This window comes from Massilia pseudoviolaceinigra (genome assembly GCF_030846505.1).
GTDB lineage: Bacteria > Pseudomonadota > Gammaproteobacteria > Burkholderiales > Burkholderiaceae_D > Telluria_A > Telluria_A violaceinigra.
Genome location: NZ_JAVCWL010000032.1, coordinates 1 through 19,478, shown reverse-complemented (window position 1 = coordinate 19,478; position 19,478 = coordinate 1). Strand labels below are relative to the sequence as shown.

20 protein-coding genes are annotated in these 19,478 nt (G+C 64.6%); 11 read left to right on the top strand and 9 right to left on the bottom strand.

What is annotated here, in order from left to right; all coding sequences use genetic code 11:
- Nucleotides 1-139: 139 nt before the first annotated feature.
- The 5 genes from RBA40_RS25750 to RBA40_RS25730 all read right to left on the bottom strand — a co-directional run bounded on the left by RBA40_RS25750 (nucleotide 140) and on the right by RBA40_RS25730 (nucleotide 4,161).
- Nucleotides 140-1,618, bottom strand: coding sequence for a Y-family DNA polymerase (locus RBA40_RS25750; RefSeq protein WP_306651061.1), 1,479 nt, complete (start codon nucleotides 1,616-1,618; stop codon nucleotides 140-142).
- A complete protein-coding gene (imuA, locus tag RBA40_RS25745) occupies nucleotides 1,548-2,255 on the bottom strand; it encodes a translesion DNA synthesis-associated protein ImuA (protein WP_306651059.1) in 708 nt (235 codons plus the stop codon). Before imuA ends, RBA40_RS25750 begins: the two co-directional genes overlap by 71 nt.
- A gap of 152 nt (nucleotides 2,256-2,407) precedes the next feature.
- Complete coding sequence (locus tag RBA40_RS25740; RefSeq protein ID WP_306651057.1) at nucleotides 2,408-2,827, bottom strand: hypothetical protein; 420 nt, start codon at nucleotides 2,825-2,827, stop codon at nucleotides 2,408-2,410.
- Nucleotides 2,828-2,884: 57 nt separating this feature from the next.
- Complete coding sequence (locus RBA40_RS25735; protein WP_306651056.1) at nucleotides 2,885-4,045, bottom strand: extracellular catalytic domain type 1 short-chain-length polyhydroxyalkanoate depolymerase; 1,161 nt, start codon at nucleotides 4,043-4,045, stop codon at nucleotides 2,885-2,887.
- Complete coding sequence (locus RBA40_RS25730; protein WP_267876239.1) at nucleotides 4,039-4,161, bottom strand: hypothetical protein; 123 nt, start codon at nucleotides 4,159-4,161, stop codon at nucleotides 4,039-4,041. The genes RBA40_RS25735 and RBA40_RS25730 overlap by 7 nt, the downstream gene beginning before the upstream one ends.
- Nucleotides 4,162-4,385: 224 nt before the next feature.
- On the opposite strand from RBA40_RS25730, the gene RBA40_RS25725 reads away from it, so the two are divergent.
- Complete coding sequence (locus tag RBA40_RS25725; protein WP_306651054.1) at nucleotides 4,386-4,907, top strand: PRC-barrel domain-containing protein; 522 nt, start codon at nucleotides 4,386-4,388, stop codon at nucleotides 4,905-4,907.
- Nucleotides 4,908-5,077: 170 nt separating this feature from the next.
- On the opposite strand, the gene hrpA is transcribed toward RBA40_RS25725, so the two are convergent.
- Nucleotides 5,078-9,451, bottom strand: a complete 4,374-nt coding sequence (gene hrpA / locus RBA40_RS25720; RefSeq protein WP_306651052.1) for an ATP-dependent RNA helicase HrpA — start codon at nucleotides 9,449-9,451, stop codon at nucleotides 5,078-5,080.
- Nucleotides 9,452-9,504: 53 nt separating this feature from the next.
- On the opposite strand from hrpA, the gene argA reads away from it, so the two are divergent.
- Nucleotides 9,505-10,815, top strand: a complete 1,311-nt coding sequence (gene argA, locus RBA40_RS25715) for an amino-acid N-acetyltransferase (RefSeq protein WP_099882364.1) — start codon at nucleotides 9,505-9,507, stop codon at nucleotides 10,813-10,815.
- Between the two features lie 35 nt (nucleotides 10,816-10,850).
- A complete protein-coding gene (locus RBA40_RS25710; protein ID WP_099875725.1) occupies nucleotides 10,851-11,123 on the top strand; it encodes an oxidative damage protection protein in 273 nt (90 codons plus the stop codon).
- Between the two features lie 63 nt (nucleotides 11,124-11,186).
- Here the strand turns inward: RBA40_RS25710 and RBA40_RS25705 are convergent, their stop codons facing one another.
- Together RBA40_RS25705 and rpiA are read right to left on the bottom strand one after the other, a co-directional pair.
- Nucleotides 11,187-11,531 (bottom strand): putative periplasmic lipoprotein, encoded by a 345-nt coding sequence (locus RBA40_RS25705; RefSeq protein WP_306651051.1) that lies wholly within the window; start codon nucleotides 11,529-11,531, stop codon nucleotides 11,187-11,189.
- A gap of 75 nt (nucleotides 11,532-11,606) precedes the next feature.
- Entirely contained in the window at nucleotides 11,607-12,284 is a 678-nt protein-coding gene (gene rpiA / locus RBA40_RS25700) for a ribose-5-phosphate isomerase RpiA (protein WP_306651049.1), read from the bottom strand.
- A gap of 199 nt (nucleotides 12,285-12,483) precedes the next feature.
- On the opposite strand from rpiA, the gene RBA40_RS25695 reads away from it, so the two are divergent.
- Genes RBA40_RS25695 through RBA40_RS25685 form a run of 3 tightly spaced genes read left to right on the top strand, consistent with a single transcriptional unit; the run spans nucleotide 12,484 to nucleotide 14,439 of the window.
- Nucleotides 12,484-12,849 carry a response regulator gene (locus tag RBA40_RS25695; RefSeq protein WP_099875719.1) on the top strand — a complete coding sequence of 122 codons (366 nt, stop codon included), beginning with the start codon at nucleotides 12,484-12,486 and terminating at the stop codon, nucleotides 12,847-12,849.
- A 2-nt stretch (nucleotides 12,850-12,851) separates the two neighbouring features.
- Nucleotides 12,852-13,472, top strand: coding sequence for a chemotaxis protein CheC (locus RBA40_RS25690; RefSeq protein WP_306651047.1), 621 nt, complete (start codon nucleotides 12,852-12,854; stop codon nucleotides 13,470-13,472).
- 1 nt (nucleotide 13,473) lies between these two features.
- Complete coding sequence (locus tag RBA40_RS25685) at nucleotides 13,474-14,439, top strand: sensor domain-containing diguanylate cyclase (protein ID WP_306651045.1); 966 nt, start codon at nucleotides 13,474-13,476, stop codon at nucleotides 14,437-14,439.
- Nucleotides 14,440-14,538: 99 nt separating this feature from the next.
- Here RBA40_RS25685 and RBA40_RS25680 read toward each other — a convergent pair whose 3' ends face one another.
- Nucleotides 14,539-15,006, bottom strand: coding sequence for an Lrp/AsnC family transcriptional regulator (locus tag RBA40_RS25680; protein WP_167088837.1), 468 nt, complete (start codon nucleotides 15,004-15,006; stop codon nucleotides 14,539-14,541).
- Nucleotides 15,007-15,133: 127 nt separating this feature from the next.
- Between RBA40_RS25680 and RBA40_RS25675 the strand changes: the two genes are divergently transcribed.
- From RBA40_RS25675 to RBA40_RS25655, 5 genes are read left to right on the top strand one after another with little or no spacing between them, the layout of a single operon-like run.
- Complete coding sequence (locus RBA40_RS25675) at nucleotides 15,134-15,406, top strand: hypothetical protein (protein WP_306651043.1); 273 nt, start codon at nucleotides 15,134-15,136, stop codon at nucleotides 15,404-15,406.
- Between the two features lie 58 nt (nucleotides 15,407-15,464).
- On the top strand, nucleotides 15,465-16,685 hold the full coding sequence (locus RBA40_RS25670; protein ID WP_306651042.1) for an efflux RND transporter periplasmic adaptor subunit: 1,221 nt from the start codon (nucleotides 15,465-15,467) through the stop codon (nucleotides 16,683-16,685).
- Nucleotides 16,685-17,449, top strand: a complete 765-nt coding sequence (locus tag RBA40_RS25665) for an ABC transporter ATP-binding protein (RefSeq protein WP_306651040.1) — start codon at nucleotides 16,685-16,687, stop codon at nucleotides 17,447-17,449. The genes RBA40_RS25670 and RBA40_RS25665 overlap by 1 nt, the downstream gene beginning before the upstream one ends.
- On the top strand, nucleotides 17,446-18,669 hold the full coding sequence (locus tag RBA40_RS25660; RefSeq protein WP_306651038.1) for an ABC transporter permease: 1,224 nt from the start codon (nucleotides 17,446-17,448) through the stop codon (nucleotides 18,667-18,669). The genes RBA40_RS25665 and RBA40_RS25660 overlap by 4 nt, the downstream gene beginning before the upstream one ends.
- 2 nt (nucleotides 18,670-18,671) lie before the next feature.
- On the top strand, nucleotides 18,672-19,403 hold the full coding sequence (locus RBA40_RS25655; protein ID WP_306651036.1) for a hypothetical protein: 732 nt from the start codon (nucleotides 18,672-18,674) through the stop codon (nucleotides 19,401-19,403).
- Nucleotides 19,404-19,478 lie beyond the last annotated feature (75 nt).

Genomic DNA, 19,478 nt, shown 5'->3' with positions numbered 1-19,478 from the left:
GGCCGCGAGTTAGCGATGTAACGGCGCCGTCGCGTGACGGGCGGCTGCCATGAACGCCGATGACTTGCCGCCTGCTCCTTGTGCGTCATCAGTCGGCAAGATCGTCAGCACCGGATAGCGCCCGTGCGCATGGGCGCCCTCAGCCGAACAAGCCATGCAGGAACCAGCGCGGCGCGGTATCGCCATCGGCGCCGGCGATGCGTTCGCGGTAGACCCAGTAATGGGCATGATCCTGCCCTTGCGCGATGAAATAATCGCGCGTCTGCGACTGGCTCCACCAGCCCGCCTCGATCCGCTCGGGGGTCGAGGCCATGCGCAGGGGCGAGCCGTAAAACGGCCGGTGATCGCGCATCAGCAGCGCCACCGGCTTGGCCAGCAGCCAGGCCGGGCGCGGCAGGCTGAGCACGTCCGGCGGCAAGTGCGGCTGCTGCGCCGTGCGTCGCGTCTGCTGCACCGGTACCCAGCGGTTGGCCAGTTCGGGCCGGTAATCGGCGCGCGGGGCCGCCTGCAGCACATTCTCGGGGCCGAGGCGCGCCACCAGCAGTTCGAGCATGCGCCACTGGTCCTGCTCGCTGCCGCCGGGCTCGGGAAACAGCGACTCGCTCGGCACCGCCATGGCCTGCACCTCGGGCGCTTCGAGCACCAGGCCGATCACGTGCGCTTCCAGGGTCAGGCTGCCCAGGCGCTCGCGCAGCAGGCGCACCAGATGCTCGTCGCGCCAGGTCGGCTCGGCCAGGATGATGTCGAGCACGGTCGGCGGCCGCGCCACCCGGCCGCGTTCGTGTTCGAGCAGCAGCACGATGCGCCCCACCGCCAGCTGGTGCGCGCACAGCCAGCCCGTCATTTGCAGCAGCAGGCTGTGGGCGCCGGCCAGCAGGGCGTCGGCCTGCTCGACCCGGTCGAACAGTTCGAGCCGGGCCTGGAAGGTGGTGGGCGCGGCGATCCAGTCGAACAGCTCGGCCGTCATACCGTAGGCGGCGTCGAGCACGCCCAGCAAGGCGCCGCCGCAACGGCGCTGCAAGCCCGGACGCGGCAGTCGCCGCAGCTGGCCCAGCGACAGGCAGCCGATGCCATCGAGCCAGGCGGCAAACGGGCGCGCCGGCAGCGGCAAGGCGGCCGGCAGCCGGTCCAGGCGGCGTTTGAGCGAAGCCATGCCGAGCGCGTGGCCGCTGCCGCCGCGCGCCAGCAGCCAGGCCCCGCGCGCCGTCGGCGCGCAACTGAGGCGGGCGCTGAAGCCGAGCGCGCGCACGCTGGCGCGGATGCGCCGGCACAGCGCGCGCACGCCGCCGAACAGGCGCAGGCTGGCCCCCACGTCCATCAGCAAGGTCGCTTCCTCGGCCAGGGTGACCTGGGGCGTGTACTGCAGCAGCGCCATGGCCACCGCCTGCAGGGCCGCGGCCTCGCGCGCGGGCTCGCGCTCGTGCAGGCGCGCTGCGGGCAGCAGCATCAGCACGCCGCCGCGGCGCATGCCCTCGCGCACCCCGCCCGCCTGTGCCAGTGGCGAGGCGGCCAGCACGCGCTCGTGTTCCAGCACGACGCTGGCGGCCTCAGCCGACCAGTGCGGGCTGAATACGTCGAGCGGGAGCCGGGGCAGGTAGAGGCCGATCCAGAGTCGCATGGCGCTGCAGTAAAGAAGGAGTCAGGGGCAGGAACAGGGGCGCGTCGCGCTGCGGTCCCCGGCGTTTGACGAAACCGATGTCGAGCCCGCCAAGGGCCGGTCGCAGGCTCAGGCGCAGCGGCGCGGGCGAGGCATCCTGGGCCGCCGCGAGCGGGCGCAGCAGGAAGAACAGGGCCTCGCCGCACTGGGCCGCCAGATGCAGGCGGCGCAGCGCATCGGGACGCGCATGGCTGGCCCAGAACAGCAGCGCGCCGCAACTGCCGCTGCGCAACACCTGCTCGGCCGCCCACAGCGCATCGGCATTGCGCGCGCTGCGCACCCAGATCATCTGGGAGGGCGCCAGCCCGAGCGCGGCCAGCGCCAGCGCCTGGGGTGGATGGGGTGGCTGCAGCAGCACGATGCGGCGCTCGGCGACCTTGGCCAAGGCCGGGCGCAGCAGGCGCAATTCGCCGATGCCGCTCTGCTGCAGCAGCAGCTCGACCAGGCAGCCGCTGGGCCAGCCGCCGCCGGGCAACTGGGGCGACAGGGTGGGATGGCCGCTGTCGACACAGCGCGTGCCGGCGTGAGCCAGCTGGGAAGCGCGCCACAGGGCGGGATGCAAGGTCTCGGGCGCGGCAAGGAAATCAGGGGAGCTCATGGTCGGATCAACAAAGTACTGTATGTTTATACAGTACTCCGTGGCTGCCAATTTGGCAAGGCCTATCGCGCGCGCCCCGCCTTCCTACAAACGGGGTCAGAGTTCCTACAACCGGGGTCAGAGCTCTAATTAGAAATTTTTCTCGGGAGGGATCATCCATTCAGCAGCCACGCCCGCAGGGCGCTGGGCAAGGCGATGACGGTCAGGGCCAATGCGCCGAGCGTAAATACTGCGCTGAGACCGGGCTGGCACGATACTGTTTCCTCTCCAAAAGGATTGCGCCAGTCGCAATCAATCGCGATAAACAGGATGGACGTCAGCGAGCCGAAAAAAAACACTCCCAACCAGCCAATCCAGCTATCGCCACCCAGCTCGACGGCACCTTTTCCAATCCAGTAATACAGCGCCATCGGCACCGTCACGGCGCAACAGAATACCGACATCCCCACCGTATGGTAGGACTCGGGCAGGAACGTAAAAATCAAGGCAACAATCAGCCCGCAGAGCATCACCAATCCGACGCCGGTCGCGAAAACATTTTTCTTGTCTAGATTTGCATACCAGTGGCGCATGGTCGGATTCCGGCAGGGATGAACAGGTGCGCATCATTGCCCAGAAACAAACCAAGGTCAACGCCGGTGCTTGCCAAAGAAATCGACCAGCATCTTGCTGGCATCCGGCCCCGCCGCCGAATTGAACGACAGGCGCGCGTCGCCCCCGCTCCAGGCGTGCTGCAACTGGGCGATCTGGGCCACGCGCAAGATCAGCTTGCGCCCGCGATACACATCGTGCAGCTGATGCGGCAAGCCGCTGCGCCCACCCGCCTTGTGCGCCACCCGCACCGGCGTCGCCGCCGGCAGATCATTGATCAGCATCGCCTGGCGCCGCAAGTGCACCTGGTTGACCGGCCGCACCACCCGGTCGTCGTCGCCCTGGATCAGGATGGTCGGCATGGACGGAAACCCCGGGCGCCGTTCGAGCACCTCGGCGATGGCGCTGTCGACCCGCGCGCCGTTGCCATGTTGCATGACCCCAAGCGCCCCGACCGTGCTGTGCCCCGCGCCATACAGGGGCCCCGAATGCAGCCCCAGCCCGGCGAACAGCTCCGGATGGTTGAGCGCGACGATATTGGCCATGCCCGCTCCCGCCGACATCCCGCAGATAAACACCCGCGAGCGGTCCAGGCCGTATGCGGCCAGCACCTGGCCGATCATGCCGACAATCACCGGCACGTCGCCCCCGCCCTGCTGGGTGGCGCGGTCATACCATTTCCAGCAGCGGTGCGGATGGGCGCTGAGCGATTGCTGGGGATACAGCACGGCATAGCCGGCCTTTTGCGCCATCTGGTTCATGCGCGTGCCCTGGGCAAACTGGGTGGCGCTCTGCTCGCAGCCGTGCAGCATGACGATCAGCGGCCAGCCCGAGGGCGGCGCCGCGCCATCGGGCAGATACAGCCAGTAACTCATCGTGCGCAGCGCCTGTCCGCTCTGGCCGGCGTAGCGCGCGGTGAGCCACTTGCCCGGCGCTGGCGCGTCTTTGAGCAATGCCGCCGGCGCGGCGCGCGGCGCTGGTTTGGGTTTCGGCGTGGGTGCAGCGGTGGAGGCGGCTCTGGGTTTCGGGACCGGCCTGGGAGCGGTTGTTGAGGCCAGTTTCGGTGCCGGTTTGGCGCGTGCCTTGGGTGCCGGTTTGGGCGGCGCGAACAGCGCCGTGAGCAGGCGCGCCGCCGAGCGTTGCTGCTTTTTACCCACGCGCATCAGGCTGCGCAGCAAGGGGGCGCTCGACTTTACCATCGCAAACGCACCATCACGCGCTGGTGCAGGCGCGCCCACAGGATGGCCGCGAACGAGCGGGTCGACATCGGTTTGCCGAGCGGGCCGGCGTGGGTGCAGCGTGCATTGACGATCATGGTGATGGCCTCCTTTCAGCCAGCATAGCGTGCACGCACGGCGCCGCTCCGTGCGTTGCGCCGCTTAGCCGGTCCGATGAATAAAAAAGCAACATCGGCGGGCGACGCGTGCGCGCCGACACCATTGAGGCACATCAAAGAACCGCTTGCGCAAAAACCTAGTCTGTTTGCATAAGGGCCGCGAGCGGCGAGGTCCGCACACCCAAAAACACCAGGAGAACGAGATGAATTACACAGAGCGCGACAAATATGGCATGTACAGAGGCAGCGCCGGTCCGGGCCCTGCCCTGATGGGCGCAGACACCCTGATTGGCGACAACGTCGTCAATGCCCAGGAAGACGATCTGGGCGAGATCAAGGAAATCATGCTCGACATGCGCAGCGGGCAAGTCGCCTATGCGGTGCTGGCCTTCGGCGGCATGCTGGGGCTGGGCGAAAAACTGTTTGCGGTGCCGTGGCAGGCGCTGCACCTGGACACCGTCAACAAGCGCTTCGTGCTCAATGTGGAGAAAGAGCGCCTGAAAAACGCGCCCGGCTTCGACCCGCACGCCTGGCCCGACATGAGCGACATCAGCTGGGCCAACCAGGTGCATGGCTTTTACGGAACCGAGGCCACCACCGGCGGCATGGGCGCGGGCACGCAGTCCGGCATGGGCGGCGCAGGCACGGGCACCACGAGCGGCAGCCCGGGGACCAGCAGCATGGGCGGCAGCTCCGGAACGAGCGGCATGGGCGCCGGACTATGAAGCGTGCTTGACGAATAGCACTGGCGGGGGCGCTGGTGCGGCGTGCCCGCGTGCGCCCGTATGACGCGCACGGAGTGCCGAAGGCGTGCACGGACGGGCCGAAGGCCTACGCGGACAGGCCGAAGGCCTACGGATGACACCTTGTGGCTATCCGCATGCCGACGACTCGATCAGCGCTGCATCGACTCCCACACCTTCTGCAGGCGCTTGGCCGACACCGGCATTGGCGTGCGCAATTCCTGCGCATACAGCGACACGCGCAGCTCTTCGAGCATCCAGCGAAATTCCACCATCTTCGGATCGGTGTTCTTCCCCGCAAGGCGGTCGCGCGCGGCGCGCATGAAATGGCTGGCGGACTGGGTCCACTCGGCCATCAGCTTGGCGTCGCGCGCGGGATCGGCACGCAGCTTTTCCAGCCGCACGTTGATCGCCTTCAGATAGCGCGGGAAATGCGCCAGCTGCGCGTAATCGTTATCGATCAGGAAGCGCTTGTGCACCAGTCCCTGCAACTGCGACTGCATGTCGGCCGCGGCCTGCGCCTGCACGCCCTGCAGCTTCTTGGGCAAGCCATGGAACTCGGTGAGCACCTGCGACACCAGGCGCGCGATCTCGTTCACCAGCAAGGTCAGGCGCGACTTGCCTTCCTCCTTGCGTTTGTTGAACGAGACCGCATCGGTCGGCAGCGGGTCTTGCAGGCAGGCGATGTCGATGGCTTTCTGGATGATCTGGTCGCGCAACTCTTCCTGCGAGCCCATCGCCATGAACTGCATGCCCATCTGCTGCAGACCCGGAATGTTCTTCTCGACAAACTTGATCTGCTCCTTGAACTGCAGCGCGAACAGGCGGCGCAGGCCGACGCGATGCGTGGCGGCAGCGACGGTCGGATCGTCGAACACTTCCAGGTCGCAGTGGGTCTGCTTGTCGACCAGCGCCGGAAAGCCGATCAGGGTCAGCTTGCCTTGCACGATTTCCAGCAGCTCCGGCAATTCGCCGAAGGTCCACGAGGTCAGGCCGGTGTGCTGGCTGACCTTGGGCGCATTCGGCTGCGACGCCGTGGCCGCCGACGATGCTGCCGCCGGCGCAGCGGCCGAGGCCGAGGTCGTGGCCGTCGCTTGCACCTTGCCCGGCGCCGCCGGAATCGACACCTCCGCCAGCTTCTGGAAACTCTGGCGCGCCTGCCCGCCGAATTCGGCCTGCAAGGTCGCCAGGTTGCGTCCCATGTCGAGCTGGCGTCCGTGTTCGTCGATCACCTTGAAGTTCATGAAATGGTGCGCCGGCAGCGTTTCGGGCTTGAAGTCGGTCGTCATCACCATCAGGCTCGTTTGCGAGCGGATGTCGGCGATGATGGCATCGACCAGGTCACCGCGCCCGAACTTGCCCGACTCGTGCACGCGTTCGCAAAAGCGCGCCGCGTAATCGGGCAGCGGCACGCAATGGCGGCGCAGCTTCTGCGGCAGCGATTTTAAAAGCAGATGCACCTTCTCCTTCAGCATGCCCGGCACCAGCCAGTCCGCGCGCTCGCGTGGCAGCTGGTTCAGCGCAAACAGCGGCACCGCCAGGGTAACGCCGTCGCGCAGGCTGCCCGGCTCGAAGTGGTAGGTGAGCTGCATTTCGATGCCGGTCACCGACATCACCTTCGGGAACAGCTCGGTGGTCACCCCGGCCGCCTCGTGCCGCATCAATTCGTCGCGGTTCAGGAACAGCAGCTTGGGTTCCTTGAAAGTGGCGTCCTTGTGCCACTTCTCGAAGCCCGCACCGTTGACCACATCGGTCGGAATGAGCTTGTCGTAGAAGGCGGCGATCAGATGGTCGTCGACCAGCACGTCGAGACGGCGCGACTTGTGCTCGAGGTTTTCGATCTCTTTGATCAGCTTGTGGTTATGCGCGAAGAACGGCGCGCGCGTATCGTAGTCGCCCGCCACCAGCGCATCGCGAATGAAGATCTCGCGCGCTTCGGCCGGATTGAACTGGCCGTAGTTGATGCGGCGCTGGCTGTAGATCACCAGCCCGTGCAACGTCGCGCGTTCGGACGCGGTGACCTGCGCGGCGCGCTTTTCCCAGCGCGGCTCGCCCCACGATTTTTTCAGCAGGTGGCTGCCCACCCGCTCGATCCATTCGGGCGCGATGTTGGCCACGCAGCGCGCGTACAGGCGCGTGGTTTCCACCAGTTCGGCCGCCATGATCCACTTGCCCGGTTTTTTAATGAGCGAGGAACCGGGCCACACGTGGTACTTGATGCCGCGCGCGCCCAGGTAGCCGGCGCCCGGTTCATCCTCGGACTTGAAGCCGATATTGCCCAGCAGGCCAGTGAGCAGGGCCGTATGCAGGTTCTCGTACGTGGCCGCCAGCTCGTTCATGCGCCAGCCCTGCTCCTTGACGATGGTGAGCAGCTGCGAATGCACGTCGCGCCATTCGCGCAGGCGCACCTGCGAGAGGAAGTTGGTGCGGCAGGTTTCCATCAGCTGGCGGTTGGTTTTCTTGTGCTCGATGGCCGCCTCGAACCACTTCCAGATCTTGATATAGGTGAGGAACTCGGACTTCTCGTCGGCGAACTTCTTGTGCGCCTCGTCGGCAGCCTGCTGGTGCTCCATCGGCCGGTCGCGCGGGTCCTGCACCGACAGCGCCGAGGCGATAATCAGCATCTCGGTCAGGCAGGCGTTTTCCAGCGCGGCCAGAATCATGCGCCCGACCCTTGGATCGAGCGGCAGCTTGGCCAGCTTGTGGCCGAGCGGGGTCAGGTCGTTCGATTCGTCGACCGCGCCCACTTCCTGCAGCAGCTGGTAGCCGTCGGCGATCGCGCGGCCCTGCGGCGGCTCGATGAACGGGAACGTCTCCACATCCGTCAGGTGCAGGGACTTCATGCGCAGGATGACCGCCGCCAGCGACGAGCGCAGGATTTCCGGCTCGGTAAATTTGGGGCGCTGCAGATAATCGTTTTCTTCGTAGAGGCGGATGCAGACGCCGTCGGCTACCCGGCCGCAACGGCCGGCACGCTGGTTGGCGGCCGACTGCGCGATCGGTTCCACCTGCAATTGCTCGACCTTGTTGCGGAAGCTGTAGCGCTTCACGCGCGCAAGGCCGGCGTCGACCACGTAGCGGATGCCCGGCACCGTCAGCGAGGTCTCGGCCACGTTGGTGGCCAACACGATGCGGCGCGCATTGGTGATCTTGAAGACCTTCTCCTGCTCTTCCACCGACAGGCGGGCGAACAGCGGCAGGATCTCGACGTGCGGCGGATGGTGCTTGCGCAGGGCTTCGGCGCAATCGCGGATCTCGCGCTCGCCCGGCAGGAACACCAGCACATCGCCCGAACCGAGGCGGCACAATTCGTCGACGCCATCGACCACGGCGTCCATCAGGTCGCGCTTGTCGCGCGCGGCCTGCGCCTTCGGCATCGGTTTGCCCGACGCCACTGGCGGCGCCACCGCCACCGGGTCGCGGTCCACCGGGCGATAGCGCACTTCCACCTTGTACAGGCGGCCCGACACTTCGATCACGGGCGCGAGCTTGTCGCCGTTGGCGAAGTGGCGCGCGAAGCGGTCGGCATCGATCGTCGCCGAGGTGATGATCACTTTCAGGTCGGGACGGCGCGGCAGCAGCTGCTTGAGGTAACCAAGCAGGAAATCGATGTTCAGGCTGCGCTCGTGCGCTTCATCGATGATGATGGTGTCGTAGTTTTTGAGCAGCGGGTCGGTCTGGGTTTCGGCCAGCAGGATCCCGTCCGTCATCAGCTTGACCGAGGCGCCCGGCTGCAAGGTGTCGGTAAAGCGCACCTTGAAGCCCACGTGCACGCCCAGCGGCGTGCCCAGTTCCTGCGCGATGCGCTTGGCGGTGGACGACGCGGCGATCCGGCGCGGCTGGGTGTGGCCGATCAGACCCTTCTGGCCGCGTCCCAGCTCCAGGCAAATCTTGGGCAGCTGGGTGGTTTTGCCGGAACCGGTTTCGCCGGACACGATGATGACCTGATTCTCCAGCAGCGCCTTGGCGATGTCCTGGCGGCGCCCGGAGACCGGCAGGTCTTCGGGAAAGGTAATCGGCGGCAGCGGCGTGCGAAACAACTCGCGCGGCGCACGCGCCGGACGTTCGCCCGCTGGCTGGCCTTCGCGTGGCGCACGTTCACCGGCTGCCTGACCTTCGCGCGGTGGACGCTCACCGGCCGCCTGGCCTTCGCGTGGTGGGCGCGGGGCGCGCGCCGGACGTTCGCCGGCTGGCTGCCCTGCACGCGGCGCACGCTCACCGGCTGCCTGGCCTTCGCGTGGTGGGCGCGGCGTGCGCGCCGGACGTTCACCGGCTGGCTGCCCTTCACGCGGCGCACGTTCACCGGCCGGCTGGACTTCGCGGGGTGGGCGCGGAGTGCGCGCCGGACCTTCACCGGCTGGCTGCCCTTCCCTTGGCGGACGCGCTCCCGCCCCCTGGCGCTCGCCCTCCCCCGGCTGGCGGGATTGAGACCCGCGCGGCGCGGGTTGACCCGCCTCGCTGGCATTGCGGGGCGTGGCGACGGGTGGCGACGGCGGTGCGGAAGGCTTGTTACTCTGTTCTGACATTGTTTTTACATGAATTTAGCGCGCAAGTCGCGCAGCGAATTATAATGCGCCAAATGGAAACCCCTAACCAATTCGTCCAATGGCTGCGCTCAGTCGCGCCGTACATCCACGCGTTCCGTGGCAAGACCTTCGTGGTCGCCTTTCCGGGTGAACTCGTCACCGCCGGCGCGCTGCCGGTGCTGGCCCAGGATTTGTCGCTGCTCGTCGCCCTCGATATCCGGGTGGTGATCGTGCACGGCTCGCGGCCCCAGGTCGCCGAGCAGCTCGCGCTGCGCAACGTCGAAGGCCGTTTTCACAACGGCATCCGCATCACCGACACCGCCGCCCTCGAATGCGCGAAAGAAGCGGCCGGCGAACTGCGCCTCGACATCGAGGCCGCCTTCAGCCAGGGTTTGCCCAACACGCCGATGGCGCACGCCGCCATCCGCATCATCTCAGGTAACTTCGTCACCGCGCGCCCGCTTGGCGTGATCGATGGCGTCGACCTGGAACTGACCGGCATGCCGCGCAAGATCGCCGCCGAAACCATCCACGCGATCCTGGCCACCGACAGCCCGGTGCTGCTCTCGCCGCTCGGTTTCTCGCCGACCGGCGAAGCGTTCAACCTGACCATGGAAGACGTGGCCGTGTCGGCCGCGATTGCCCTGCACGCCGACAAACTCGTATTCATCACCGAAACGCCGATGATGGTTGACGAAGGCGGCGCCGAAATCCGCGAACTGTCCTCGCACCAGGCCGAAGCCGTGCTGCAGGCGGGCTTTTTGCCGCCCGACGCCGCGTTCTACCTGCAGCACGCCATCAAGGCCTGCAACAGCGGCGTGCCGCGCGCCCACATCGTGCCGTTCGAGATGGACGGTTCGGCCCTGCTCGAACTGTTCACCCACGATGGCGTGGGCACCATGATCAGCCACGAAAACCTGGAAAGCCTGCGCCGCGCCACCATTGAAGACGTGGGCGGCATCATCAAGCTGATCGAGCCGCTCGAAGCCGACGGCACCCTAGTCAAGCGCGGGCGCGAACTGATCGAACGCGAGATCGACCAGTTCTCCGTGATCGAGCACGATGGCGTGATCTTCGGCTGCGCCGCCCTGTATCCGTTCCCGGAATCGAAAATGGGCGAAATGGCCTGCCTGACGGTGAACCCCGAAGTGCAGGCCCAGGGCGACGGCGAGCGTATCCTCAAGCACGTGGAAAACCGCGCCCGCGCGGCCGGCCTCAAGCAGCTGTTCGTGCTCACCACGCGCACCTCGCACTGGTTCCAGAAGCGCGGCTTCAAGCCGGCCACGGTCGACGCCTTGCCCAAGGACCGCCAGCATATGTATAACTGGCAGCGCAAATCCCAAGTGCTGATTAAGTCTTTATAATCACGCCTTTACACTTATCCGCTTGAGGAGTACACATGGCTCGCACCGTACATTGCATCAAACTGAACAAGGAAGCCGAAGGACTCGACTTCCCGCCTTACCCGGGCGAGCTGGGCAAGAAAATCTGGGAATCGGTGTCGAAGGAAGCCTGGGCCGCATGGCTCAAGCACCAGACCATGCTGGTCAATGAAAACCGCCTGAACCTGGCCGACCAGCGCGCACGCAAATACCTGGCCACGCAGATGGAAAAGCATTTCTTCGGCGATGGCGCCGACGCTGCCCAAGGCTACGTCCCACCAGCGGACTGAGCAAGCCTTCAGCAAACTGGCGCGCGCCCTCTCCGGGCCGCGCCAGCTTTCATCAGATCTGCTTCAAATCGCCTTGCACTGACGCAATTCGCACTTGGCCTGGAAAATGGTACGGTTATCGCACACCATGCGATACACCTCGACCGGGCCCGGCGGCGTCATCAGGCCGGCACCCACGCCGCCCTTACAACCCTGCTTCTTGGCCATGTTTTCCACCGTCACCGACGAAATGCCGGGGCGGAACGGCACGTGCGCGATCGGCTGGCCCTTGGCGTCGAGCGCTGGTGCTTGCACTGGCGCGACGGCCACCTTCACCGGCGCTTGCCGCGCCGCGACTTTTTGTTTCCTGGCCGACGAACAGCCGCCCAGCACCGCCACACACATCACCGCCAAAAGCAATCGCTTCATGTTATCCCCGTCGTTGAACTACTTCTTTAACTTCATGTTTGATCGATTTCTTGCCGAATCGATGTCTTGGATGGCTTAAAACGTCAGCGTCTTGACGCCTTCGCTTGTTCCCAGCAGGCACACATCGGCCCCGCGCTGGGCAAACAGGCCGACGGCGATGACGCCGACGATCTGGTTGATCTGTTGCTCCAGCCCGACCGGATCGGTGATCGACAGGCCTGCCACGTCGATGATCTCGCCACCGTTATCGGTAATGAAGGCTTGTTCGGTGCCGGGTTTGAGACGCAGGCGCGGCTGGCCGCCCAGGGCCGCAAGGCGCCGCATCACGGCCGCGCGCGCCATCGGCAGCACTTCGACCGGCAGCGCAAAAGCGCCCATGGTCTGCACCAGCTTGGAGCCATCGGCGATGCAGACGAACTGGCGCGACACGGAAGCGACGATTTTCTCGCGCGTCAGGGCTGCCCCGCCGCCCTTGATCATGGCGCCGCTGGCGGTAATTTCGTCGGCGCCATCGATGTAGACGGCGATCTCGGTTACGTCGTTCAGGTCGTACACGGCAATGCCGTGGCCGCGCAGGCGCGCCGCGGTCGCTTCGGACGAGGCCACCGTACCCTTGATGCGGTCCTTGATGGTGGCCAGCTCATCGATGAAGAAATTGGCGGTGGAGCCCGTGCCAACGCCGATGATCTCGCCGTCAACCACGTAGGCGATGGCGGCGCGGGCCACGGCTTGTTTCAATTCGTCTTGAGTCATGTCAGAAAATAAGGGGAGAAAAAGGAGGAATGCTCTTATTTTAACGGATCGCACCTCGCCAATACACCTTTCCTGCCCAATTTTGTTGCCATGTCGCATGAACGTAACCAAGTCGCGGATACGGCTGGCCCGTTTTACCTATACGGGGTGGGAATCTATGCGAAAATGCCTCGATGCATAGATTCTCTGGGAAAGTGACATGAACGAAACGAAAACGGTCCTTGTCGTCGATGACAGCCGGGTATCGCGGCTGATGGCGCGCCAATTCATCCTCAGCCGGCAACCCGACTGGAAGGTGGAAGAAGCCGGCACCGGCGAAGAAGCGATCGAGAAGGTGAAAACCCTGTCCCCCGTTCTCATTCTCATCGACGTCAACATGCCTGGCATGGGCGGCCTGGCCGCTGCCGAGCACCTGCGCGCCGCCTGCCCGGACGCCCACATTTCGCTCGTCACCGCCAACGTCCAGAACGCCACCCGTAGCCGCGCCACCGAACTGGGCATCGGCTTCATGGAAAAACCCATCACCGAAACGCGCATCCATGCCCTGATCGGCGCCCTGGAGTGACCATGTTCAATCTCAGCGAACTGCAGCACGATGCGCTGGTCGAGATCTTCAACATCGGCGTGGGCCACGCGGCCAAGTCGATGAGCGAGATCGTCAATGAGGAAGTGACGATGTCGGTACCGTCGATCAGCTTCCTCAACCGTGCAGAAGCCGCTGAGATGCTGGGCAACAAGGACAGTGCGCGTGTGTGCGGCGTCAGCCAGCACTACGAAGGTGCGTTCAAGACCGAAGCCATTTTGATGTTCCCCGAGGACAAGAGCCTCGACATCGTGCGCCTGATGGTGGGCGAGTCGGTGCCGCTCAAGGAATTGACGGAGATGGAGCAGGAAGCGCTGAGCGAGATCGGCAACATCATTCTCAACTCCTGCGTCGGCACCCTGGCCAATATTTTCGCGCAAGAACTGAGCGGGTCCCTGCCCGAGTACCACGTGGGCACCAGCGAAGAAATCCTCAGTGCCACCGGCGGCCTGGGCGATACCGTGGTGCTGATGCTGCATATCGACTTCATCCTCGAAAAACACCAGATCCACGGCTATGTGGCCTTCATCCTCGACCTGACCGCGCTCCAGGACCTGCAAGTCCAGGTCGACCGCTACCTTGCCAAGATCATGGGTCCGGCCTGACATGGCAGACGCCGCGGCACCCGGCCAGGGCATGCTTGAAAGCGTGCTCGGCGCGATCAATCTGGGCACGATCGTGCTCGACCATGCACGGCGCGTGGTGGTATGGAACCGCTGGATGAGCCAGTATTCGGACTTGCCGGCCGAGAGCGTGGTGGGGCAGGATTTTTTCGTCCTGTTCCCTGAGCTGGGCGGCAAGCGCATCGACGGCGCCGTGCGCCAGGCGCTGCGCGACAATTTTCCATCGGTGTTATCGCAAACCTTGCACAAGGCGCCGTTTGCGCTGTTCGTCAACGCCGCGGCGCGCGAGGCGGGCGAACGCATGCAGCAGGCGGTGGCCGTGACGCCGCTCGACGTACCGGATCTGGAGCGCCATTGCCTGATCCAGATTACGGACGTGAGCGTGGCCGTCCACCGCGAACGGCTGCTGCGCGACCAGGCACTCGAACTGCGCTCGCAGACGTTTTCGGACGGCCTGACCGGGATTGCCAACCGGCGCCATTTCGATGTGGCGATGGAAAAGGAAATGCGGCGCGCCAAGCGCTCCGGCACGCCGCTGTCGCTGCTGATGATCGATATCGATTTCTTCAAGCCGTACAACGACCATTACGGGCACCAGCAGGGGGATGACACTTTGATCAAGGTGGCGCACGCGCTGGCGGCCATGCTGCAGCGGCCGGCGGACCTGATTGCGCGTTATGGCGGTGAGGAATTCGCCGTGATTCTGCCGGAGATGACGGCTGAACACAGCCAGGTACTGGCCGAGAAGATGCGCGAGCGCATTGCCGCTTTGGCGATTCCGCATGCCAAGACCGAGCTGACCGGGTATGTGACCGTGAGCATCGGCCTAGCGACGCACGCGCTGGAAAATTCGGGCGATATTGCCGTGCTGCTGGGCGAAGCGGACCGGGCGCTGTACATGGCCAAGGGTGCGGGACGGAACCGGGTGGTGAGGTTTAGTTCGTCGTAAGCGTACCCGCCGTTCCTGGCATTGCCAGAAACGACTTCCCGCTCCCCCCACGTCGTTCCCGCTCCCCCCGTCGTTCCCGCGAAGGCGGGAACGACGGGACTAAGGCTCCGGCGAATAACTCCGCTTCATCACCCTCAGCACAAACGTCGACCTGCTGTGCCGCAGTCCCGGCAGCTTGTACAACCTGCGCCGCAAAAACTCCTCGTACCCCGCCGTCCCCGCCACCGCCACCTTGATCAGGTAATCGTACTCCCCGGTCAACAAATACGCCTCCAGCACTTCCGGCATATCGGCCAGCGCCTGTCCGAAGCGCTCGAAGGTATCGTCATCATGCCGGTCCAGGGTCACCTCGATCATCACCGTATCGGGTACGCCCAGCGCCTTTTGGCTCAGCAGCACGGTATAGCCTTCGATCACCCCCGCCTCCTCCATCTGCCGCACCCGATTCCAGCAGGGCGACGCCGACAAGCCGATCTTCTCGGCAAGCTGTGTATTTGAAATCCGCCCGTCACGGCGCAGCTCGCGCAAGATCTTGCGGTCAATTTCATCAAGTTCGGCAGCATTCATGGCTTTTGGCACCTCTAAAGAAGAATTATCACAATACTACATCCATAGCAGAAGAATCTTCCACCAATCTGCAAACCAGTCGTCACTTCAAAAGCCTATTCCGCACCCCTCCAGATATCCTTTCGACATGAACGATAGCCACCTCCCCCTGAGTTTTTCCGTGCCCAAGACGGCCACCCTGGACACCCTCGAAGCCGTGCTAGCCATCGCGCGCCGCGGCGGCCTGCAACTGGCCGCGCTGGAGCTCGACAGCCGCACCAGCAAGGACACCATTTTCCTGAACCTGCGCGCCCCGGACCCCGACCTGCTCGACCTGTTCATGGCGCGCCTGCACAACGTGATCGGCATCGCCGACATTTGCCCCATGCACCAAAAAGTTTCACGTATGCATGTTGCCTAACTAGCACAAATGGCGGACACTACGACGTCGCGCTGCCGCGCCAGCCTTGTTGAAGCCAATGACATTATTCACCCGGAAACGCGTAGCCATCCTGATCGCCGTGCTCGCTGCCGGCGCCGCCGGCGCTGCCTACCTGCAATCGAAAAAACCGCCGGTCATCCCCGAGTCGCGCTACCGCGCCGCGCAGGTCGACACCGGCACCATCACCCAAACCGTCACGGCCACCGGCACCATCAATCCGGTGGCGCTGATCAATGTCGGCTCGCAAGTGTCGGGCACGGTGGTCGAGCTCAAGGCCGACTTCAACGACCACGTGAAAAAGGGCCAGGTGCTGCTCAAACTCGACCCGACCATCTTCAACGCCCAGATCCGCCAGGTCGAAGCCGGACTGGCCTCGGCCCAGGCTTCGATGCGCCTGGCGCAAGCGAACTTCGAGCGCAATGAACGGCTGGTGGCCCAGAACTACGTCTCCAGTCTGACCCTCGACCAGGCGCGCCGCGAGCTGGACGTGGCCAAGGCCAATATCAAGCTGTCCGAAGCGCAACTGGCGCGCGCCCAGGCCGACCTCGACAACAGCGTCATCCGCGCCCCCATCGATGGCGTCGTCATCAAGCGCACGATCGACCTGGGCCAGACGGTGGCGGCCTCCTTCACCACGCCGAACCTGTTTCAGATCGCCAAGGATCTGACCAAGATGCAGATCGACACCAGCGTTTCGGAAGCCGACGTTGGCGCCCTGAAAGATGGCCAGCCGGCCCACTTCGTGGTCGACGCCTATCCCGACCGCGAATTTGCGGCCACCATGCGCCAGTTCCGCCTGGCGGCGAACGTGGTGCAAAATGTGGTCACCTACAACGTCGTGCTCGACGTGGAAAACAAGGAAGAGTTGCTGAAACCCGGCATGACGGCCCAGGTGCGCCTGGTGGTCGGCAACCGCCCCAACGTGCTGCGCATTCCCACGGCCGCCCTGCGTTTCCGCCTCAGCGATGAAGAGCTGGAAAAGGAGCAGAAGAAACGACAAAAGGAAAATGCGGCCGACGGCAAAGCCGCCCCGGCCGTGCCGCCGCCGGCCGAGGATGAGGACATCACCTTCCGCAGCAAGAACGAAACGGCGCGCATCTTCAAGATCTACAAGCTCGACGAGAAGAACGATGCCAAACCGGTCGACATCAAAATTGGCCTGTCCAACTTCCGCTACACCGAAGTGCTGTCGGGCGAGCTGAAAAAGGGCGATAAAGTCATCACGCGCGCCAACGCCAGCGCCAAGAGCGAGTTCTGATGCCGGCGCAGGACACGCCGCTGATCGATATCCGTCAGGTCACGAAAAGCTATTTTTCGGGCAGCATGGAGACGCAAGTGCTGTTCGGCATCGACCTGATGGTGCCGCGCGGCGACTTTCTGGCTGTGATGGGGCAATCCGGCTCGGGCAAGTCGACCCTGATGAATATCTTCGGCTGCCTGGACCAGGCCACCGGCGGCACTTACCTGCTCAACGGGATCGATACCTTGACGCTCTCGCGCGCCGAACTGGCAACCGTGCGCAACCGGACCATCGGCTTCGTGTTCCAGAGCTTCAATCTGATCAAGCGCATGAGCGTGGCCGAGAACGTGGCCTTGCCGCTGATCTACGCCGGCGTGTCGCGCGCGAAGGCGCACGCCAAGGCGCTGGTCGAGCTGGAGCGGGTCGGCCTGGCCGAGTACGCCAAGCGCACGCCCAATCAATTGTCCGGAGGACAGCAGCAACGGGTAGCGATCGCCCGCGCGCTGGTGGGCGATCCGCCGCTGATCCTGGCCGACGAGCCGACCGGCAACCTCGACACCCAGACCAGCGTCGACATCATGCGCTCCTTCCAGCAATTGAATGAGGAACGCGGCATCACGATCCTGCTGGTCACGCACGAGCCCGACATCGCCGCCTACAGCAAGCGCCTGATGCGCCTGAAAGACGGACGCGTGCTGTACGATGGCCCGGCCGCCGACGGCTTGCGCGAACTGGCGCTCAGCCACGAACAGCAGGCGCTGGCGCACGGAGGCGCGCCATGAATTTCTTCCAGGTTGTGATCGAAGCATTCCGCTCGATGAGCGCGAACCGCCTGCGCACCGCATTGACCATGCTCGGCATCATCATCGGCATCACCTCGGTGGTGCTGCTGCTGGCCCTGGGCGACAGCATGCAGCGCTTCATCGGCAAGGAACTCGAAGCGCTGGGCACGAATATGCTGTTCATTTCGCCGGGCGGCAACCGCGCCGCGGCCCAGCGCATGCGCGCAGGCGCCGCGCCGGCACTGACATTGGCCGACGCGGCCGCCTTGAATTCCCTGTCCAGCCTGTCCGGCGCGGCGCCGGCGCTGCAAGGCGGCTTCAAGCTGGCAGTCGGCAACGAAACCTCGTCGAGCATCGTGCACGGGGTGACGCCCGCCATGTTCAAGATCCGCAACTGGAAGATCGAACTGGGCAGCGTGTTCAGCGAGGCCGACGTGCGCGCCGCCTCGCGCAGCGTGATCATCGGCCACAAGGTCGCCGACCAGTTTTTCTACAAGATGGACCCGCTCGGCAAATATATCCGCATCGAAAATGTCGCCTTCCAGGTCGTTGGGGTCCTGCACGGCGAAGGCAAGCAGGTCGACGGGCCGGATTTATCCGAACTGGTGCTGGTGCCGATCACCGCCGCCCGCGCCCACCTGATCCGCAATCCCTTCCCCGACAATGTGCATTACGTCGTGGCGCAGGGTAAATCGGACGGCAACTTGCAGGACGCCATCGAAGACATCAACGAAACCTTACGCGACCGCCATCACATCAAGTTCGAGGAACCGGACGACTTCCGCATCGACAACCTGGCCTCGTTCGCGGAGACGGCCGGCAAGATCAGCGCCGGGATTGCCGCCATGCTGGGCGTGATCGGCGCCATTTCGCTGGTGGTGGGCGGCATCGGCATCATGAACATCATGCTGGTGTCGGTGACCGAGCGCACGCGCGAGATCGGTATCCGCATGGCTATCGGCGCCAAGCCGCGCGATGTGCTGTTGCAATTTTTGACTGAAGCGGTGGTGATTTGCCTCGCTGGCGGCGTGGTGGGCATCGCCATCGCCATGGGATTGGCTGCGGCAATTACCGCCACCGGCAAGTTCGACGTCGTGATCACCGTGTCCGCGGTGATTGTTGCCTGCGGCTTCTCCAGCCTGGTAGGCGTGTTCTTCGGTTTTTACCCGGCACGGCGCGCGTCCAGGCTGCTGCCGGTCGATTGTTTGCGTTACGAATAAATTTGATGAAGTTCACATTACTGATTGCCATGATGCTGGCGGCTGGCAACGCTCCCGCCCAGGAAGCCGAGGCCGTCAAGGAAGTCGAGACGGTGCAGATCAACGCGTTGCGCGATCCTGATTTCAAGACCTACCGGGCGTTTGTTGCCGGGCTCGATGCGTTCGAGGCTAAGCAATCGCTAGCTCCGGCAGCGGCGTTGCGCTTCCTGCTGCGCCCGAGTACGCCAGACATCAGCATCGAAGGCGTGACGATCCGGGTTGCGGGCAACGACACCAACATCGGCGTGCCGCTGGCGGCCGATGGCACCTTCGCGATGCCGCGCGATCAGGCTGCCTTGGATGAGGATGCTGAAATCATCCTCAATCGCAAGAAAGGCAGCTTCCGCTGGCGCCCGAGCATACGCACGCCGGACGTGCCCGCCAATGCGCGCCGGCTCGGGGATTTACGGCTCGAATGCGCAGTACGCTGGGCAGTGGAGCGCAAGGACCTGTCGTTCGCCAGGCGCACGCTGTTCATGGCGCTCGGCGGGCCGTGCACAAGCAAGCGGGTGTATCTGGTGCAGCTGGCGCCAAGGGCGATTGCCGGGTATCGCATGGTTGCGGGGGAGCGCAGCGAGACTGCGCCGGCCACGGCCGTGGGAGGCGGCGGGAGGACGTATGTGGTGCCGCTGCACGATGAGAGCTGGCCGGATGATGCGCTGGTGGAGTTTGAGTTTGCGGGGCCAGTTGGCTAATCGAAATCCAAACGGCGCTGGAGATATCTCACTCTTCCTCGGGCATGAATTGATGGTATCAGCATTGCTGCTAGG

Excerpts from the sequence above, each read along its gene's own strand:
- RBA40_RS25690 (WP_306651047.1), top strand. The coding sequence starts at position 12,852 with ATGTTCAATCTCAGCGAACTGCAGCACGATGCGCTGGTCGAGATCTTC.
- hrpA (WP_306651052.1), bottom strand. The coding sequence starts at position 9,451 with ATGTCAGAACAGAGTAACAAGCCTTCCGCACCGCCGTCGCCACCCGTC.
- rpiA (WP_306651049.1), bottom strand. The coding sequence starts at position 12,284 with ATGACTCAAGACGAATTGAAACAAGCCGTGGCCCGCGCCGCCATCGCC.
- RBA40_RS25730 (WP_267876239.1), bottom strand. The coding sequence starts at position 4,161 with ATGATCGTCAATGCACGCTGCACCCACGCCGGCCCGCTCGGCAAACCG.
- RBA40_RS25750 (WP_306651061.1), bottom strand. The coding sequence starts at position 1,618 with ATGCGACTCTGGATCGGCCTCTACCTGCCCCGGCTCCCGCTCGACGTA.
- argA (WP_099882364.1), top strand. The coding sequence starts at position 9,505 with ATGGAAACCCCTAACCAATTCGTCCAATGGCTGCGCTCAGTCGCGCCG.
- RBA40_RS25665 (WP_306651040.1), top strand. The coding sequence starts at position 16,685 with ATGCCGGCGCAGGACACGCCGCTGATCGATATCCGTCAGGTCACGAAA.
- imuA (WP_306651059.1), bottom strand. The coding sequence starts at position 2,255 with ATGAGCTCCCCTGATTTCCTTGCCGCGCCCGAGACCTTGCATCCCGCC.
- RBA40_RS25705 (WP_306651051.1), bottom strand. The coding sequence starts at position 11,531 with ATGAAGCGATTGCTTTTGGCGGTGATGTGTGTGGCGGTGCTGGGCGGC.
- RBA40_RS25675 (WP_306651043.1), top strand. The coding sequence starts at position 15,134 with ATGAACGATAGCCACCTCCCCCTGAGTTTTTCCGTGCCCAAGACGGCC.
- RBA40_RS25710 (WP_099875725.1), top strand. The coding sequence starts at position 10,851 with ATGGCTCGCACCGTACATTGCATCAAACTGAACAAGGAAGCCGAAGGA.
- RBA40_RS25695 (WP_099875719.1), top strand. The coding sequence starts at position 12,484 with ATGAACGAAACGAAAACGGTCCTTGTCGTCGATGACAGCCGGGTATCG.
- RBA40_RS25735 (WP_306651056.1), bottom strand. The coding sequence starts at position 4,045 with ATGGTAAAGTCGAGCGCCCCCTTGCTGCGCAGCCTGATGCGCGTGGGT.
- RBA40_RS25725 (WP_306651054.1), top strand. The coding sequence starts at position 4,386 with ATGAATTACACAGAGCGCGACAAATATGGCATGTACAGAGGCAGCGCC.
- RBA40_RS25670 (WP_306651042.1), top strand. The coding sequence starts at position 15,465 with ATGACATTATTCACCCGGAAACGCGTAGCCATCCTGATCGCCGTGCTC.
- RBA40_RS25740 (WP_306651057.1), bottom strand. The coding sequence starts at position 2,827 with ATGCGCCACTGGTATGCAAATCTAGACAAGAAAAATGTTTTCGCGACC.
- RBA40_RS25660 (WP_306651038.1), top strand. The coding sequence starts at position 17,446 with ATGAATTTCTTCCAGGTTGTGATCGAAGCATTCCGCTCGATGAGCGCG.
- RBA40_RS25680 (WP_167088837.1), bottom strand. The coding sequence starts at position 15,006 with ATGAATGCTGCCGAACTTGATGAAATTGACCGCAAGATCTTGCGCGAG.
- RBA40_RS25685 (WP_306651045.1), top strand. The coding sequence starts at position 13,474 with ATGGCAGACGCCGCGGCACCCGGCCAGGGCATGCTTGAAAGCGTGCTC.